14 protein-coding genes are annotated in these 16,804 nt (G+C 65.0%); 8 read left to right on the top strand and 6 right to left on the bottom strand.

The genetic code is table 11. The features are described from left to right. Window positions 1-46: 46 nt before the first annotated feature. Complete coding sequence (locus tag LMJ30_RS15320) at window positions 47-3,217, bottom strand: penicillin-binding transpeptidase domain-containing protein (RefSeq protein ID WP_229433206.1); 3,171 nt, start codon at window positions 3,215-3,217, stop codon at window positions 47-49. 218 nt (window positions 3,218-3,435) lie between these two features. Between LMJ30_RS15320 and LMJ30_RS15315 the strand changes: the two genes are divergently transcribed. Both LMJ30_RS15315 and LMJ30_RS15310 read left to right on the top strand, forming a co-directional pair. Then, window positions 3,436-3,687 (top strand): hypothetical protein, encoded by a 252-nt coding sequence (locus LMJ30_RS15315; protein ID WP_229433205.1) that lies wholly within the window; start codon window positions 3,436-3,438, stop codon window positions 3,685-3,687. 196 nt (window positions 3,688-3,883) lie between these two features. After that, complete coding sequence (locus tag LMJ30_RS15310; protein WP_229433204.1) at window positions 3,884-4,633, top strand: hypothetical protein; 750 nt, start codon at window positions 3,884-3,886, stop codon at window positions 4,631-4,633. Window positions 4,634-4,755: 122 nt separating this feature from the next. Here the strand turns inward: LMJ30_RS15310 and cydB are convergent, their stop codons facing one another. Both cydB and LMJ30_RS15300 read right to left on the bottom strand, forming a co-directional pair. After that, window positions 4,756-5,769 carry a cytochrome d ubiquinol oxidase subunit II gene (gene cydB / locus LMJ30_RS15305; protein WP_229433203.1) on the bottom strand — a complete coding sequence of 338 codons (1,014 nt, stop codon included), beginning with the start codon at window positions 5,767-5,769 and terminating at the stop codon, window positions 4,756-4,758. Further along, window positions 5,766-7,166: a cytochrome ubiquinol oxidase subunit I gene (locus tag LMJ30_RS15300; RefSeq protein WP_229433202.1), complete on the bottom strand. Its 1,401-nt coding sequence runs from the start codon at window positions 7,164-7,166 to the stop codon at window positions 5,766-5,768. The genes cydB and LMJ30_RS15300 overlap by 4 nt, the downstream gene beginning before the upstream one ends. 166 nt (window positions 7,167-7,332) lie before the next feature. Here LMJ30_RS15300 and LMJ30_RS15295 point away from each other — a divergent pair, with 166 nt between their 5' ends. Both LMJ30_RS15295 and LMJ30_RS15290 read left to right on the top strand, forming a co-directional pair. Continuing rightward, entirely contained in the window at window positions 7,333-7,992 is a 660-nt protein-coding gene (locus LMJ30_RS15295) for a ribonuclease HI family protein (RefSeq protein ID WP_229433201.1), read from the top strand. A gap of 83 nt (window positions 7,993-8,075) precedes the next feature. Continuing rightward, the gene (locus LMJ30_RS15290) at window positions 8,076-9,311 is read left to right on the top strand and encodes a TCR/Tet family MFS transporter (protein WP_229433200.1); all 1,236 of its coding nucleotides are present in this window, start codon (window positions 8,076-8,078) and stop codon (window positions 9,309-9,311) included. Between the two features lie 6 nt (window positions 9,312-9,317). Here the strand turns inward: LMJ30_RS15290 and LMJ30_RS15285 are convergent, their stop codons facing one another. Next, the gene (locus LMJ30_RS15285) at window positions 9,318-11,474 is read right to left on the bottom strand and encodes a TonB-dependent receptor plug domain-containing protein (protein WP_229433199.1); all 2,157 of its coding nucleotides are present in this window, start codon (window positions 11,472-11,474) and stop codon (window positions 9,318-9,320) included. A gap of 185 nt (window positions 11,475-11,659) precedes the next feature. Between LMJ30_RS15285 and asd the strand changes: the two genes are divergently transcribed. Next, window positions 11,660-12,514: an archaetidylserine decarboxylase gene (gene asd, locus LMJ30_RS15280; protein ID WP_229433434.1), complete on the top strand. Its 855-nt coding sequence runs from the start codon at window positions 11,660-11,662 to the stop codon at window positions 12,512-12,514. 62 nt (window positions 12,515-12,576) lie between these two features. Here asd and LMJ30_RS15275 read toward each other — a convergent pair whose 3' ends face one another. Beyond that, complete coding sequence (locus LMJ30_RS15275; RefSeq protein ID WP_229433198.1) at window positions 12,577-13,497, bottom strand: LysR family transcriptional regulator; 921 nt, start codon at window positions 13,495-13,497, stop codon at window positions 12,577-12,579. A 108-nt stretch (window positions 13,498-13,605) separates the two neighbouring features. Here LMJ30_RS15275 and LMJ30_RS15270 point away from each other — a divergent pair, with 108 nt between their 5' ends. From LMJ30_RS15270 to LMJ30_RS15260, 3 genes are read left to right on the top strand one after another with little or no spacing between them, the layout of a single operon-like run. Beyond that, window positions 13,606-14,202, top strand: a complete 597-nt coding sequence (locus LMJ30_RS15270; RefSeq protein WP_229433197.1) for an FMN-dependent NADH-azoreductase — start codon at window positions 13,606-13,608, stop codon at window positions 14,200-14,202. A gap of 30 nt (window positions 14,203-14,232) precedes the next feature. Further along, window positions 14,233-15,105 carry a pirin family protein gene (locus LMJ30_RS15265; protein ID WP_229433196.1) on the top strand — a complete coding sequence of 291 codons (873 nt, stop codon included), beginning with the start codon at window positions 14,233-14,235 and terminating at the stop codon, window positions 15,103-15,105. Window positions 15,106-15,141: 36 nt separating this feature from the next. Continuing rightward, entirely contained in the window at window positions 15,142-15,615 is a 474-nt protein-coding gene (locus LMJ30_RS15260) for a hypothetical protein (protein ID WP_229433195.1), read from the top strand. Here LMJ30_RS15260 and LMJ30_RS15255 read toward each other — a convergent pair. Beyond that, on the bottom strand, window positions 15,596-16,774 hold the full coding sequence (locus LMJ30_RS15255; protein ID WP_229433194.1) for an acyltransferase family protein: 1,179 nt from the start codon (window positions 16,772-16,774) through the stop codon (window positions 15,596-15,598). The genes LMJ30_RS15260 and LMJ30_RS15255 overlap by 20 nt on opposite strands. Between the last annotated feature and the right edge of the window lie 30 nt (window positions 16,775-16,804).

Below are 16,804 nucleotides of genomic sequence, written 5' to 3'. Positions count from 1 at the left end.
AAATCATGCCATATGACTAATATTCACGAGGCACGGTTGAAACTGCTTACTGCCGGGCTCGCTCCATCGACGCGAGCACCGCAGCGACCACCGGCGCGGCGTGTGCGCCACCGGTTGCCTCCGAATGGCTGATGAATACGGCCACTGCCAGCCGGCGCGGCTGGCCTGGCAAAGTGCCCGGCTCGATCCAGCCGGTGAACCACACTGTCGACAAATCGCGCTCTCCCGCGCTGATGGTCGGCGCGGTGCCGGTTTTGCCGGACAGGCCGGCGCGGATGCGCGCCATGTGGACGCCGCTGAACGCCGACGCCGCAGTGCCCGCATCGACCACGCCCTTCATCCCCGCGCGCACCCTGTCGAGTCGGACGCCGAGCGGCTCCGGGTTGGCCACCGCCGCCTCGCGCCCGTCGAGCGCCAGCAGCAGGCGCGGGGCAGCCAGGCCGCCCTGCCCGACCGCGGCCGAGATCAGCGCCATCTGCAGCGGGGTTGCCTGCATGCGCAGGCCGATCGCCATCTGGCGCAGCTCATGCCGCGTATGCACGGGGTCGACCTGGGCGGCGCTGGCTTGCAGCGCATCCCACTGCGACCACGGATATTCCGCAGGCAGCAAGCCGCCGTCCAGCCGCCATGCCTTGCCGAAGCCCAGCTTTCGCGCCATGCCCGTTACCGGGCGCACGCTATCGAGGGCGCCCGCTTCCAGTGGATGCAGGTCCGGCGCGCCGCCGTCCGGGCGGCCGAACAGGCTGCGGTCGGCCAATTCGCCGGACCAGGCGAACCAGGTATTGAGGCTATACGCCAGCGCCTGCGGCATTCCGAGCCGTCCGTCCTGCGCGCGCCGGTCGAGGTGCTGGTCGCGGAAGTTGGTGATGTGGGCCTGGCGGGTGTTGAATGGGTAGGTGGCGGCGTTGGTCTGGAACGCGAAGCCCTTGCGCGCGGCCATCTCGTTGATGGCATTGAGCGGCAGGCCGGCCAGCAGCGCGTTGAGCTGCGGGTCACGGGCAGCCGCCAGTTCCAGTCCGAGCGCGCTGATGACCTTGAACGTCGAGCCGGGGCTGCGGTGCGCACCGCCGTCGTGCTGGAACGCCGGCAGGCGCAAGGCGCTGCGGGCGGGATTGGTGCGGTCGAAGTTGCGGACCTCGTCCCAGTTTTGCTCTGTCACCGTCCCGGCGCCTGCCCCGGCAGCGGCAAGCACGTCGCCGGTCTGGGCGTCGAGAACAACGATGCCGGCTTGCCTTCCAGCCGGCGGCTGCCCGCCGCCCTCGCATTTGATGCCATCCCACCTGCCGCGGCGCATACCGGCGCAGTCAAGCACCTGCTGGCTTGCCGTTTGCAGCTTGAGGTCGATGCTGAGGCGGGCGTGGTGCACGCCTGACTTGGCCGGCAGGCGGGCGAGCATGCCGGCGACGCTGTTCGGGTGGTCGGCGCGCATGCCAAGCAGCGGCGCCAGCCCCGCGTCGATCGCTGCGGTCGTCGGGCTGCCACCGCTCCAGAGAACTGCCCCATTGCGGTCTTCCAGCCGCACGTCAGCGTTGGCGGCTGCCGCCCGTGGGCCAGTGTCCTGCCGAAGCGTATGCCACGCCAGGCGGCCACCCTCAACACGCAGGTGGCGGTAGTCCTGGTCCGCAGGGGCGGCCAGCGCAGCCATTTCGATAGGCGTCGCGTGGATGGTAATGCTGCGCGCGCCGGGCGTGATCTCAAGGTCGAGCAACTGGACGGCGTCGCTGGCGGGACAGGCCTGGCCTGTGCAGGCCGCAAGCGGCGCTGCGCGCAGCCGCGCGCCATCGACTGACAGCATGCGTCCGGTGAGCAGCAGCTGGATTGGTTCGCCCCCCGCCGCCGGCTGGGGCAGCGCCAGCGTGACCTGGGCATTGACCTCGTCATCTGCCTGCGGCCATGTGGCGATGCGGGTCCAGGGCGCCCATCCTTGCGGCAGCTCTGCGAACAAGCGGCTGGCGGCCAGCGGCATCGCTCCCGTTGTCGGCGCGGCGGCGTTGCCGACGCTTGCCTGCCAGTCGCCGTGGGCGCTCACGGGCCGCACGCGCCATGCAAGCAGCCGCCGCTCGCTGTTAAAGATGCGCACCTGCTCGCGCACGAAAGCGCCGTCGGCCATCCGGTAAAGGCGGCCCAGCAGTGCCTGCGCCTGCTCGTCTTGCCGCATGTCGCGCCAGCCCGACAGCGCAACCGCGCGCGTGCCTTCGCGCGCCGACTGCCACGAGGCCAGGTCGCGCGGCGCCAGTTCCGCCAGTCCGTTTGCGCCGAGGCGCACCAGTCCACGCTGCGCCAGCGCCTGGAACAGCTGCTGGTCTTCCAGCCTGGCGGCGGGCACTGCGCCTACTTTGTACTGGCCCGGGCGCATCCACGCCGACACCGGCTGCCCGACACGGGGGAAGGCATGAACGATCGCCTTGCCGGCCTTGACGCCATCGGGCCGGAACACCTGCATGACCAGGTCGCCGGCTCGGGGACACGCACGGTTGGTGCGGCGTAAGATACGCAGCGCCGCGCCGCCATCCCACGACAGCCATCCTTCGCGGAGCAGTTCCCCTTTGCCGTGCATACCCTCGGCGGCCTGGCCTCCGCTGGCGTCCGAGAGCCAGCGGACCGCGCGGCCCCGTCCTTCCCACTGAAGCTGGAGACGGGGGGCGTCGAGCCTGCCCGTCACGGTCACGCGCGGCATGTCGATGACGCCGGGAGCAGCCAGTGCGACATGGCGCAGCGATACCGCACCGGGGTTGCGCTCATTGCGCTCGGCCCAGCGCGCGACGTCGGAGAACTGATAGCCGGCGCGTATCGGCAGCAGCTTCCGGCCCGCCGGGCCGGCCGCCTGGTTGCACAGGTCGACCACGACGGCGGGCGAAGCGCGCATGCCCGACGAAATGAGAAATGCCCCCTGGGGCGACTGTTGAATTGTGACGCCAGGGTTCGCCGGTATGTTCAATGCGGCGCCAGGCATCGCCGGCTGGAATACGTCGGCTGCCGAGCCATGCATATCGGCAGAGCGGGACAACTGATGCGCGTGGCTACCGATCACCATCGCGCCACCCAGCGCCGCAATACAGCCCGCAGCCGTCATCCACTGGACGGGCGAAGGTGCAGGCAGGCGCCACGGGGCCCATGGCCGGGCCGGCCTTTTCGCCGAGGCGAAGTTGCGCTCGCGCCGCCATGCCGCGCGGCGACCGGCAAGCGACTTCAGCGTTTCTGTGACCCAGCCTCTCATAGCATTCCCGCTCCAGTGCACGACCGTGGCCCGCTTAGCTCCAGGCCTGCACCGCGTTAGCGGGGGGAGGCAGAAAACTTATCTCAACAGTATCGTTTCATCGCGCTTTTTATGCAGGTCGCGCCGCCAAAACAGCGGCTTGTCGCAATCCGGTGGAGTCAAAGCGCGCCCGTAGCTAAAGTGACTCCATCGAAACCAACATTGAAAGGAACGTCATCATGAACATCCTCAAAAACATGGAAGCGGTCTTCCTGGTCTCCCTGGCCATCGCCGGCCCCGCCAGCGTCGTCATCGATGCGCTGCCGGACGCGAATGCCACCCGCGTGCCAGCGGCCGCCATCGCAACGCAACAGGCAATTCCGGTTGTCGTGGTCAGCGCCCGCCGCATGACGGACGAGGAAAAGCGCCAGTCGCTCGAAGAAGAAGCCCGCGCGGCCTCGATCAAGGTCGCCGCCCGGAGCAGTCTTTGACGATCCAGGCCCCTCGCGTGCTCTGCAGTCAGACTAGACGGAGCACGCGACGGCGCGCCCTCCTACAGCACTTGTAACAAACCGGGACAAACCCGGCCGAAATCTGTTTCAGTTGTAAGTTGTTGAATCGTGTGCACTATTTCTATGAGGACGTTTGATATATTGAACTCACGCTTTCTAACGGAGGATCAAGAATATGAAACGCTCACTCACACTCGCCACCATCATTGCCCTCGGCGCTGCTGCCTACATGCCGCTGTCGTCGGTTGCGCAGTCCGAATTCAGCGTGGTCATCGGCTCGGCCCCACCTGCTCCGCGCTTCGAAAGCGTACCAGCCCCGCGCGCTGGCTATGTCTGGGCGCCAGGTTTCTGGAACTGGAACGGCTACCGCCACGAATGGAATGCCGGGCATTGGGAACGCGCCCGTGACGGCTACGCATGGCGCCCCTCCGAATGGCACCGTAGCGACCGCGGTTACGCGCTTCGGCAAGGCGGCTGGGTCGTCGTGAACGACCGCGGCTACGCCGATACCTACCGTGCGCCACCTCCACCGCGCTACGAGCGCATCCCGAGCGCACGCCGCGGCTATATCTGGGAGCCGGGTCATTGGGAATGGCGCCGTGGCCGCTATGAATGGATACAGGGCGAGTGGATCGCCGCGCGTCCCGGCTATATCTACCGTCCGCATGAATGGCGTGAACGCGACGGTCGCTGGTACCTGGAGCCGCCACGCTGGTCGCGCGGTGGCCGCGACCGCGACCGTGACGGCGTGCCAGACCGCCTCGAACGTGGCGACCGCTTCGATCGCGACAATGACGGTATAGATGACCGCTATGACCGCGACATCGACAACGACGGCGTGTCGAACCGCCGCGATGCCGACCGCGACGGCGATGGCGTCCGCAACGACCAGGACCGCCGCCCTGACAACGAGCGCCGCTACTAAACCCTAGCCGCCACGACCGATTGTTGTGGCGGCTTTTTTATGGCGATATGGGTTTCCGCTTTCGCGGGAACGACGTGGACCGGCCCGTCATTCCCGCGCAGGCGGGAATCCATACCCAGCAACTAGTGATACCCCTCATCCGCCTTCACGACTCCGCGGAACAGCCAGAACACCAGCACCGTATACGCGAGAATGACCGGCAGCAGGATCGACGCCCCGACCAGGTAGAACATCTGCGACGACGGATGCGCCGCCGCGTCCCACACCGTCATGCTTGGTGGCACCAGGTAAGGCACGTTGGACACCACCAATCCGCCAAACGCCAGCAGGAAAATCGCAATTGCCGAGCCAAACGGCAGCAGCGCGCGCCCTTTGCGTATGCCGTACCAGCACAGCCATCCAAACAGCACCGTCGCCACAGGTACCTGGGCAAGGAAGAAAATATTCGGCAGGCTGAACCAGCGCTCGGCAATACGGCCGATCTGAAGCGGCGTCCAGATGCTGACCACCACGATAAAGCTGAGCAAGCCCAACAACAGCGGCGCCGCCATCCGCCGTGCATGGCGCTCGACATCCCCCTCGGTCTTGAACAGCAGCCACGTTGCGCCGAGCAAGGCATAACCGGCGACCATCCCGAGCCCGCACATGATGGAAAACGGCGTCAGCCAGTCCAGGGTGCCGCCGGCAAACTGGCCGTCGACAACCTTAATCTCCTGCAGCACGCCGCCGAGGATGAGCCCCTGGGCGAATGCCGCCAGGGTAGAGCCGCCGGCGAAGGCGGCATCCCATTTGCGGTGGTGCGGCTTGGCCACCCAGCGGAATTCGAACGCCACGCCGCGGAAGATCAGCGCCAGCAGCAGCACCAGCACGGGCAGGTACATGGCCGGCAAGATGACGGCAAACGCTTTCGGGAAACCGGCCCAGAGCGTTACGCCGCCCAGCACGAGCCATGTTTCGTTGCCGTCCCAAAATGGCGCGACCGAATTCATCACCTGGTCGCGTTCGATCTCCTTGCCAAAGAACGGAAACAGGATGCCGATGCCCAGGTCGAAGCCGTCAAGCACGATGTACATCGCCACGCCCACGCCCAGCACCAGCGCGAGGATGACAGGCAAGGTATATGAAAGTTCTGTCATATCGCCTCCTCCGGGGTGTGGACCGGCCGCCCGCCGGCCAGCGGCCGGTTCGGCAGGGTTTCCGGTCCCGGAAGGCTCGGTTGCGGCCCCTTTTCGATCATCTTGTTGATGTACCAGATGCCGATGGAGAACACGACGCCGTAGACGAGCACGAACAGCACCAGCGAGGTCATCACCGCGCCGGCCGTGACGGGCGACACGGCATCCTTCGTGCGCAGCACGCCGTGGGCAATCCACGGCTGGCGCCCGATTTCGGTCACCATCCAGCCCGCCAGCAGCGCGACAAAGCCGACCGGCCATGCCCGCGCGAGGGGTTTCATGAACCAGGTCGTCTGGTCCAGGCGCTTGCGCCACCATAAGAACACGCCGACGAAACCCGTCACGATCATCAGGACACCCAGCCCGACCATGAGGCGGAAACTGAAGAACACGGGCCAGACTGGCGGCCTGTCCTCACGCGGAAAGTCTTTCAGCCCTTTGAAGGTCCCTTCCATGCTGTGCGTGACGATCAGGCTGGCCAGGCCGGGGATCGACACTTCGGCGATGTTGCGTTCCGCCTCGGCGTCCGGCCAGGCGAACAACACCAGCGCCGCGGGTTTCGAGCCGTCCCAGTGCCCCTCGATGGCGGCGATTTTCGCGGGCTGGTATTGCAGCGTGTTCAGGCCATGCAGGTCGCCGACGAAAGCCTGCAACGGGGCCAGCACCGCCAGCATGCCCAGCCCCATGTGAAGCATCGTGCGCGCCTCAGTGCGGAAGCGTCCGCCGAGCATGTAGCGCGCCCCGGTTGCCGCTACCACCAGCGAGGTGGTCAGGTAGGTGGCGATCATCATGTGGGTGAAGCGGTAAGGGAAACTCGGATTGAAGATAATCTCGAACCAGCTGACCGGGATGGTGATGCCGTTTTCCATCGCAAACCCGGCCGGCGTATGCATCCAGCTATTGGCGGAGAGAATCCAGAAACCCGACAGCGTCGTGCCCAGCGCCACGAAAATCGACGCCAGCGTGTGCAGCCACGGCGGAAAGCGGTTCCAGCCGAACAGCATGATGCCCAGGAAACTGGCCTCGAGGAAAAAGGCAGTCAGCACCTCATAGCTGAACAGTGGGCCGAGCGTGTTGCCGAACACCTGGGCGAAGCGGCTCCAGTTGGTGCCGAGCTGGTACTCCAGCACAATGCCGGACACCACGCCCATGGCGAACGATACGGCGAAGATCTTGGTCCAGAAGCGCGCCAGCGTGTGATAGTGCGGCTTGCCGGTACGCATCCACAACAGTTCAAGCGTGGCGATGAAGGCCGACAGGCCAATGGTGAAGGACGGGAAAATAATATGGAATGCGATGGTGAACCCGAACTGGATCCTGGACAGCAGCAGGGCATCGAAACCAGCGATAGTTTCCATTCATCACTCCGGCATGTTCACGAGGGGCGACTGCGGCCTGTGTCATGGATCAGATCGCAGGCGGCCCGGGAAAGTTCGTCCCATTTGAACAGGCGAAGCCGGGCATTCCAGTGTTGCAAACAAGACCACGAATGTCAATCGTGCGGAAAACGGTTATGCTGCGCGCATGAGTGAGTTTTCCCAGTTGCACGATGCCGCCTACAAAGCCGAACGGAGCGCCAGCCGCAAGCTCGCGGCCGCCACCGGCATCACCGAAGACGAAGCGCTTCACCGCACCCTGACTGCCGCCGCTGGCCTGGCGGGACTGGCCTCGCTGCTTGCCACGCGGCTGGCCCAGCGCCATGCAGACGCCGCCCGCATCGAGGCGCGCGCGCACCACAAGGCCGCCCTGGACGCCCGCCGCAAGGCCAGGCACGACGGCCCCCCGGCCGCATGGCGCGCGTGGTTCGACGGCTCGGCCCATCCCAACCCCGGCCGCTGCGGCATCGGGGGCGTGCTGCAGGGGCCGGCTGGCGCCACGGTCGAAGTGTCCCGGGCTGCCGGCTATGGCAACAGCAGCGAGGCCGAGTACCGCGCGCTGATCGCGGTGCTGCACGCGGCTGTCGAACGCCGCGCCAGCGACCTTGTCATCTACGGCGACAGCCGGGTTGTCATCGACGATATCAACGGGCCCGCGCTGTACGCGGCAGTGTCGCTGGCCGGCTACCGGGCCGAGGCGCAGTCGCTGATGGCGCAACTGGACGGCGTCACCGTGCGCTGGATACCGCGCCACAAGAATGCGGCGGCGGACGCCCTGTCCCAACGCGGCGCCGCGATACCGGAATAACGACAGGCGGCACGCCGCAGGGCCTGATCCTGCGTTACTATACTGCTACGTTTTTTGACGCCCACAGCATGGGCTGACCGTCCATGACCAGCAGCACAGCAAGTCCACCTCCCCGCCCCGGCAACCTTAACTTCGTCCTCGTCTGCATCTTTATCGACATGCTCGGCATCGGCCTGATCGTGCCGGTGATGCCACTGCTGGTCGGCGAATTTGTCGCCGCGCGCGACGAGCAGGCGATGTGGTTCGGCGTGCTGACGATGGTGTTCGGGCTGATGCAGTTCATCTTCATGCCCGCCCTTGGCGCCCTGAGCGACCGGGTCGGACGCCGTCCGGTGCTGATGTATTCGATGGCCGGCATGTGCGCCAACTTCCTCGTCACCGCATGGGCGCCCAACCTGGCCTGGCTGTTTATCGCGCGGGTCATCGGCGGCATGTCATCAGCCAGCATGTCAGTCGCCTCCGCCTATGCATCCGACATATCGACACATGATAACCGCGCCAAAAGCTTCGGCAAGATCGGCGCCGCGTTCGGCCTCGGATTCATCTGCGGCCCGATGCTGGGCGGCCTGCTGGGCGACGTCAGCCTGCACCTGCCGTTCTATGTGGCGGCGGCGCTGTCGGCGGCAAACCTGGTGTACGGCTACATCGCGGTGCCCGAATCGCTGCCCGCCTCGCAGCGTTCGCCGTTTTCGCTGGCGCGCCTGAATCCATTTACATCGATCCTCAAGCTGTTCCGCCGCACCGACATCCGTGGCCTGGTCTACGTGTACACGCTGATGGTGTTTGCGCAAATGACGCTGCAATCGACCTGGGTGCTATATACGACCTTCCGCTTCGACTGGACGCCGCGCGAAAATGGCATTGCGCTATTCTGCGTTGGGCTGGCCGCGGCCGTGGTGCAGGCAGGACTGCTTGGCGTCCTGATCCGCCGCTTCGGCGAAGTGCGCCTTGCGCTGCTTGGACTGGGATCGGGCTGCATCACCTATGTGCTGTACGGGCTGGCGACGCAAGGCTGGATGATGTACGTCTTCATTTTGTGTAACCTGCTGGCCTTTGCCGCCGGTCCGGCGCTGCAGGGGATCATTTCGAAGGCATCGCCCGCCAACGAACAGGGCGAGCTGATGGGATCACTGCAGTCGATTACAAGTGTCGGCATCATCATCATGCCGGTGGCGGGCACTACGATACTCGGGCTGACCAGCACCCTGCCACAGCAGGACTGGCGCGTCGGCAGCACCTTCTTCGCCTGCGCGCTGCTGCAGGCGTGCGCGATCATGCTGGCGGTGCGCTACTTTAAGGCGCACCGGGTCAGGGCTTAGCGCCGGTCAGAATTTCACTTCCAGCGTCGCGCGCGCCACCGTCGGTCCCGGATAAACCGTGCGTGAGCGCGATGACCCAAAGCTGTCGGCGTAGGTCGAGTCGTTGATGTAATCCTGTCCAAGCACGTTCGACACTGCCACGCGCAACTGGTACGCCGGATTGAACTTCCAGACCGCATAGACTTCCAGGTCGCGCCGCACGCTGGTGTAGCTGCCCAGGTTTTCGGAAATGCGCACCGGCCCGCCATTCTTGAATGCGTAGCTGGCGCCCGCCGTCAGCGCGCCGGCCTTGTAGTCGATACCCAGCGTTGCAGAGAACGGCGTCTGCGAATCGAGGCGGTTGTTCGGGCCAGGCACCGCATCGACCGTGGACCAGTTGCGGCTCAAGCTGGCACGCAGGTCCACATTCGGCGCATCCTTCATGACCGCCTTGAGCGGGAATTTCGCTTCCAGTTCAATTCCCCGCGTGTGCGCGTCACCGTCGTTGACCGGCAGCGAAACCCAGCGGCCATCGGTATCGAGGATCAGGCCGCGGCGCGTGTAGCCCTCGATTTTGCGCATCGAGACGCTGGCCGACAGCAAGGCGCCCTCGCCCCAGTAATGTTCATACGACGCGTCGATGCCCAGCGCCAGTTCGGGCTGCAGCTTGGGGTTGCCCTGGTAGTCAGGCTCGGTGACACTGTTGTTCAATGCCGTGAAGCGGCGCGGCACCAGGGCGGACGTCGACGGCGCCTTGTAGGTGCGGGTGACCGAAAAACGGACCTGGTCGCCTTTCATGCCGGGCAGCTTGTACAAGGTATGGAACAATGGGCTCCAGACGCCGGTGCGCGATGTCGTGGTGGCGAAGGTATTGCCCGACGAGGTGGTGCGGATGCCCTCCCAACGCGCGCCCAAGTACACCGACAGGTGTTTCGTGATGGTCCATTCGTCCTGGCCGTACACTGCAAACCGCGTCACCTCGGCGGCAAAGTCTTCATCCGAGTTAATCGGAAAGGCGCCCGGCAAGCCGGTCTCGCGGCGCTGCTTGCCGTCGTCGCGGTCGGCGTAGCCGCCGTCCCATCCCATCGCAAACGCGTGGCCGTCGCCGATCGGGGTCGAGTACTTGCCGGTCGTGGTATAGCCGATTTCATCGGCGCCGGTGAGCGTAACGCTGTCGAGCGCGGTGTCGCCTTGCGCGTTGAACGCGAGCCTGCGGATGTCGGATCCGTTGCGCGAATACGTGGCGGCGCCCTTGATGTCGATGCGCGCGCTGTCGCCCAGCTTTCTCACCCAGTTCAGGTCCGTCCGGGCATACTCGAAGTCGCCCGCCGTGCGCGAATTACTGTCTGGCAGGGGCACGCCCTGGCCCTCGGACGTATCGGTGCGCCGGTCCGACGTCATGTCGAAGCGGTGCTTGTTGGCGAACGAGTTCCACGACAAGGTGTCGCCATTGGCGAAGGTCCACGACAGCCGCGGTCCGATGTTGATGCCCTCGTTGACGCCGACATTGTGCGCGCTGCTTTCGCGTAGCATCGTGCGCCGCCGCGCCAGGTCAAAATTCTCTTCTATTGATCGCACGTCCTGCTCGAACCTGTTACGCGACGCTGCGAGCGACACTGTGTACGACATGGCGCCGGCTTTGTCCGACAGCTGCAGGCTGGCCGATGGGCTAAGCAGGCCACGCGAGAGACCGGCGCCGGCCTTCAGCTCGCGCGACGCCTTGCTCACCACGCGCTTCAACACGATATTGACCGTTCCCGCAATCGACTGGGTCGAGAACTCCGCGCTTGCCGCGCGCATCACTTCGATGCGTTCGATGGAATCGGGCGCCAGTGACTCCAGCGAAAAGCCCGAGGGCGGACGCTCGCCGTTGACCAGGAACTGTGTGTAACCCGCGCCCAGGCCGCGCATGCGGACCGCGCCGCCGCTGACAGTCACGCCAGGCAGCCGCTTGAGCACGTCGAGCACATTGGTATCGCCGTATTTGACGATCTCGGCATTGTTGACCACGATTTTGCTGGCGGTATCGTCGCGGCGCGGATCGTATGCTTGGGCACTGCCCTTCACCTCGACCTGCTGCACCTTCTCCCCGGCGGCCTGCTTGACCGGCTCTTGCTGTTTTGGCGCCGCCTGCTGGGCCTGGGCGCAAGCCATGGTGGCAAAGGCGGCGGCGAGGACGGTCATGCGAAACGGGCAGCGGTTGAGGGGCATTTTTTACGGCAGGCGGGTTAATGTAGACAGCATTGTCTATTAAATGAACCTCCATGTGTTGCGTTGACGGAAATATTTTTTAATGTTCAACAGCATCCACGTTGGCCATTCCGGTCGACTGAAGGCATAATTCGGCATCGTCTTGATTACAGGTTGCTATCGTGTCTCGCATCAAAGTCCTGCCGCAGTACCTTCTGCCTAAACAGGCGCTCACCACGTTCGCGGGCCGGGTCGCCGGCGCCAAGGGCGGCGCGATGACGACGGGCCTGATTCGCTGGTTTGTCGACAAGTACGGCGTCAACATGGACGAGGCAGTCAACCCGGACATCGAGAGCTACACCAGCTTCAATGAATTCTTCACGCGCCCGCTGCGCGAAGGCGTGCGACCGCTGGCCGATGCGGACTTCATCTGCCCGGTCGATGGCGCCATCAGCCAGTTCGGTGAAGTCGACGACCACCAGATCTTCCAGGCCAAGGGCCACAAGTTCACGACCACGCAACTGGTCGGCGGCGATGCGTCGCTGGCGGCCCACTTCCAGCACGGCAGCTTCGCCAACCTGTACCTGAGCCCGAAGGACTACCACCGCCTGCACATGCCGTGCGACGGGCGCCTGACGCGCATGATCTATGTGCCTGGCGCGCTGTTCTCGGTGAACCCGACTACTGCGCGCGGGATTCCGGGACTGTTCGCGCGTAACGAGCGCGTGGTCTGCGTTTTCGAATCGCCCGAGCATGGGCCGTTTGTGATGACGCTGGTGGGCGCGACCATCGTCGGCAGCATGGCCACGGTATGGCATGGCGTGGTCAACCCGCCGCGCGCGCCCAAGGTGTGCGAGTGGCGCTATGACGACGAGAACATCGTATTGAAGAAGGGCGAGGAAATGGGCCGGTTCCTGCTCGGGTCGACCATTGTGATGCTGTTCAAGCCCGGCACGATCAAGTTCAATCCCGACTGGGCGCCGGAGCGCGGCATTCGCCTGGGCGAGATGATGGGCAATCGCCCACGCCAATAAGTTCGATTCGGCGGATCCGCAGGGCGGATCAGCGCTTGCGCGCATCCGCCGAATCTGGCCGCTTAGCCCGCCCGGCTTCTCTTCTGCGCCTCTTCACAGCACGTCTCTTCCATCAGGTCGAGGAAAGCCCGGGTCTTGGCCGGCATCAGCCGCCGCCCCGGGAACACCGCCCAGCCGGTAGCGACGGGCAGGCTCCAGTCAGGCAGCACGCGCACCAGTTCTCCCCTTTCCTCGTACTGCCCCGCAAACAGGTCCGAACTGGCCGCAATGCCGGCGCCCGCAAACGCCATGCGCGCCAGCAGGTCCGGTGAATTGGCCGTCATCCGCGCCGACAGCGGCTTCTCCCAGCGCGTCTTGCCATTGGTGAGCACCCAGGGCGCGGCTCCCCCAGAGCGGCTTAACAGGCATAGCAGGTCGTGCTGATCGAGGTCATCCGGGTGCGCCGGCACCCCGTGATCGGCAATGTACGACGGCGCCGCATACAAGCCCATGCGCTCCAACACCACGCGGCGCGCATTGAGCGTCGAATCTTCGGGCAGGTCGCCCATGCGGATCGCAATGTCGAAGTTCTCCGATACCAGATCCACCCGGCGCGGCGACAAGTCGAGCTCCACCGTCACCGCGGGATAGCGCGCCATAAACTGCGTCATCACCGTGGTCAGCCCGATATTGGCAAAGTCGCCCGGCGCCGAAATGCGCAAGCGCCCGCTCGGCGCCTGCTGGCGGTGCTGGGCCAGCGCACCGGCTGCCTCGACCTCCTCCACCACCTTCTGCGCGTGCTCGAGCAGGCTGGCGCCAAACTCGGTGACCACCAGCTTGCGGGTCGTTCGCTGCAACAGCCGCTCGCCCAGTCTGGCTTCCAGCAGCGCGATGCGGCGCGATACGGTCGACTTGGGAAGCTGCACCCGAACGGCGGCCTGGCTGAAACTGCCGCTCTCCACGATACGGGCAAACAGCAGCAGGTCGTTCGGTTCAACGTCCATTTGATTGTGCCACTGGTGGAATAATGTTATCCATTTTACTGGCTTCCGGATTGGTTTTGGAACGACTAAAGTGTACTCCATGCACTTCAACCCGTAAAGGACACACAGATGAACATCCTGCAGATCAATTCCAGCGCCCGTTCGACCGGTTCCGAGTCCACCCGCATCGCCGACGCCATCGTCGCGCGCCTGCAGGCCGCCAACCCAGGCGCCAGCCTGGTGCGCCGCGACCTGGCCGCCAACCCGCATCCGCCGATCGACGAAGCGACCCTTGGCGCGCTGTTCACCCCGGCCGACCAGCGCACGCCCGAGCAAGCCGCGCGCGTCGCCCTGGATGATGTGCTGATCGCCGAAGCGCAGGCAGCCGATACGATCGTGATCGGCGCGCCGATGTACAACTTCGGCATCACCGTGCAACTGAAAAGCTGGTTCGACGCGATTGCCCGTGCCGGCGTCACCTTCCGCTACACGGCTGAAGGCCCGGAAGGCCTGCTGAAGAATAAAAAGGTATTCGTCGCCCTGGCGCGTGGCGGCATTCACAAGAACGGCGCGAGCGACTCGCAGGTACCGTTCCTGAAGACCTTTCTCGGCTTCGTCGGCCTCACCGACGTGACCTTCGTGTACTCGGAAGGCCACGGCCTGGGTCCGGAAGCAGTGGCAAAGGCAAAAGCGGAAGCTGACGCGCAGGTAAACGAAGTCGCCTGATTCACAGGCGGCGCTGTAAAGGAGAATCTGATGACACAGACAGTGACGAACGAACGTGTGACCCGTGGCCGCGGCGTGGAACGCCTGGTCAATGGCCAGCCGACGACCGATGGCGCCGGAGTGAAGATCAACCGCGTCCTCACCCAGCCGCTGCAGCGCCGCCTCGACCCGTTCCTGATGCTCGACGCCTTCGGCAGCGACAAGCCGGGCGACTACATTGCAGGTTTCCCGGAGCATCCGCACCGCGGCTTCGAGACGATCACCTATATGCTGACCGGCAGCATGCGCCACAAGGACAGCGCCGGCAACGAGGGCCTGATCACCGACGGCGGCGTGCAGTGGATGACGGCGGGCCGCGGCGTGGCCCACTCCGAAATGCCGGAGCAGACTGACGGTTTGATGGAAGGCTTCCAGCTGTGGCTCAACCTGCCGTCGACCAACAAGATGATGGAGCCGTGGTACCGCGACATTCCGGCCGGTGAGATACCGCGGTTTTCCACCGAATCGGGCGCGCAGGTGCAGGTGATTGCCGGAGCGACGCACGGCGTTGCCGGCGCGGTGCAGCGCGACGGCACCGAGCCGCTTTACCTCGACGTCACGCTGCCGGCCAACGCCAGCTTCGACCTGCGGCTGCCCCCTGGGCATAACGCGTTCGTCTATCCGTACCGCGGGCACCTGGTGGTGGACGAAGGCTGCGTGCCCGAAGCGCGCATGGCGATCCTGGCCAACGATCCGGAAGCCGACGGCGTGCGCATCGTCGCGCCGAAGGAGAGCCGCTTCATCGTGGTGGCGGGCCGCCCGCTCAACGAGCCGATTGCCCAGTACGGCCCGTTCGTGATGAACACCCAGGCCGAAATCATCCAGGCGATGGATGACTACCGGGCCGGCCGTTTCGCGGCCTGATTCCAAACCAGCAGTGGCATGCGCTAAACTAACGGCATGCCACTGCTTCCCAAAATCCTCGACGCCCTTGCATGGGCCAGCCGCGCCTGCGGGTTCGAGACCGTCAGCTCCTTCCCTGCGCGCCATCCGTACGCGCGCACGCACTGGAATCCCGCCTACTTCGATATCGCGTCCGACCTCAAGCCGGACGCCATCGAGCGTTCGATGTGCGAGTCGATTTCCAACACGCCCAGCGTGTTCGCTTACATCGTCAATCCCACACCGGGCATGCAGCGCGCACTGCTGGCCGTCATCGAGACGCGCATGCGCCGCTCTTGCGGCAATCCGGTCGACCTGGTGGCGATGCTGATCAACGCATACCAAAGCCCGTACACGCAAGAGGCGATTCCCGGCCTGCGCGGCGTCATCGAACAGGGCGTCCACGACGACCTGGCGGCGCGCTCGCGCGGCATCCTCGCCTTCCTCGGCGCAATGCACTCCGCATTCGACGTTATTGAGGCTGAGGCGTAAGTACCGGAGGGGCCGAATTGGTTGGCACATAGCGGTCGCGCAGCGCCATGAAAGGCGTCTCGACCAGCTTGAACAGCAGCCATCCCGACAGCAGCGACAGCGCCATGATCACCATGATCGCCACCAGCGAGCCTGGCGGGTAGCCGAGCTTGAGCATCGGCTCGCGCGCCAGGATGCCGATCTGCTTGTGGGTCAGGTAGATCGCATATGCCCACAGGGCGAGGCTCGTCGCGCCAGGCACGCGGGTGTCGCGCAGCACCGAGCGCTCGCTCAGCGCCGCCACGATCAGCAGGGCGAAGCCGAGCGCCAGCAGCGGGAATCCCACCACCGTGACGGCAAAGCCCTCGCGGTTGTCGAGGAAGAGCCAGAAAGCCACTGCGCAGACCGACGCGCCGGCCGCCATCATCACATTGCCGTTCGCGGTAATCCGGCGCCACGCGCCCTGGTGGTAGTTCTTCAGCAGCGCCAGCGCCACCCCGGCCACCAGCTCGTCGAAGCGGCAGAACGTCGAGTAGTAAATGTACTTGTAGTAGTTCAGGCGCGCTTGCGCACTGCCGTCAACCAGCTCCTGCCACAGCGTGGCGCGCACCACCATGCCGGCGGCAAAGGCCAGCGCTACTGCAAACCAGGCCCAGCGCAGCGACCCGCGCAGCGAGGCCACCAGCAGCGCGAGCGCCGGCAGCAGCACGTAGAACTGCTCCTCGATGCACAGCGACCATGCATGCGAAAACGCGGTGCCCGGCGTGAGGTTGATATTTTGCGTGAAGGTCAGGAACTCCCACAGCGGCGGCATCTCCAGGCCGCCGCGGAACCACGGCCACAAGGCATACAGCGCCAGCACCACATAGAAGTTGGGCAGCGTGCGCAGGAAGCGGCGCGCATAAAAGCGCGGCAGCGACAAACCCGCTTCGCTGCGCATCGCCGCGAAAATCTGGTTGCCGATCAGGTAGCCGGACAAGGCGAAGAACAGGTCGACGCCAACCCACCCGATTTCCCCGATCCACCCAAACGTATCGGACCGGCTGACGAACAGCGTGTAATGGTGGAACACGACGAGCACGATGGCCAGTGCGCGCAGCGTGTCGAGGCCGAAGAGGCGGCGGGTTGGATGATGGGCGCTCATGATGGGGGAATAAAAAACGAGGGCCGATGATGCCATGCCAATTCTACGGAGGCCAGCATTTCCCGA

The sequence above is a fragment of the Massilia agrisoli genome (assembly GCF_020831365.1).
Classification (GTDB): Bacteria; Pseudomonadota; Gammaproteobacteria; order Burkholderiales; family Burkholderiaceae_D; genus Telluria_A; species Telluria_A agrisoli.
This window is presented reverse-complemented; position numbering and strand designations above follow the sequence as displayed.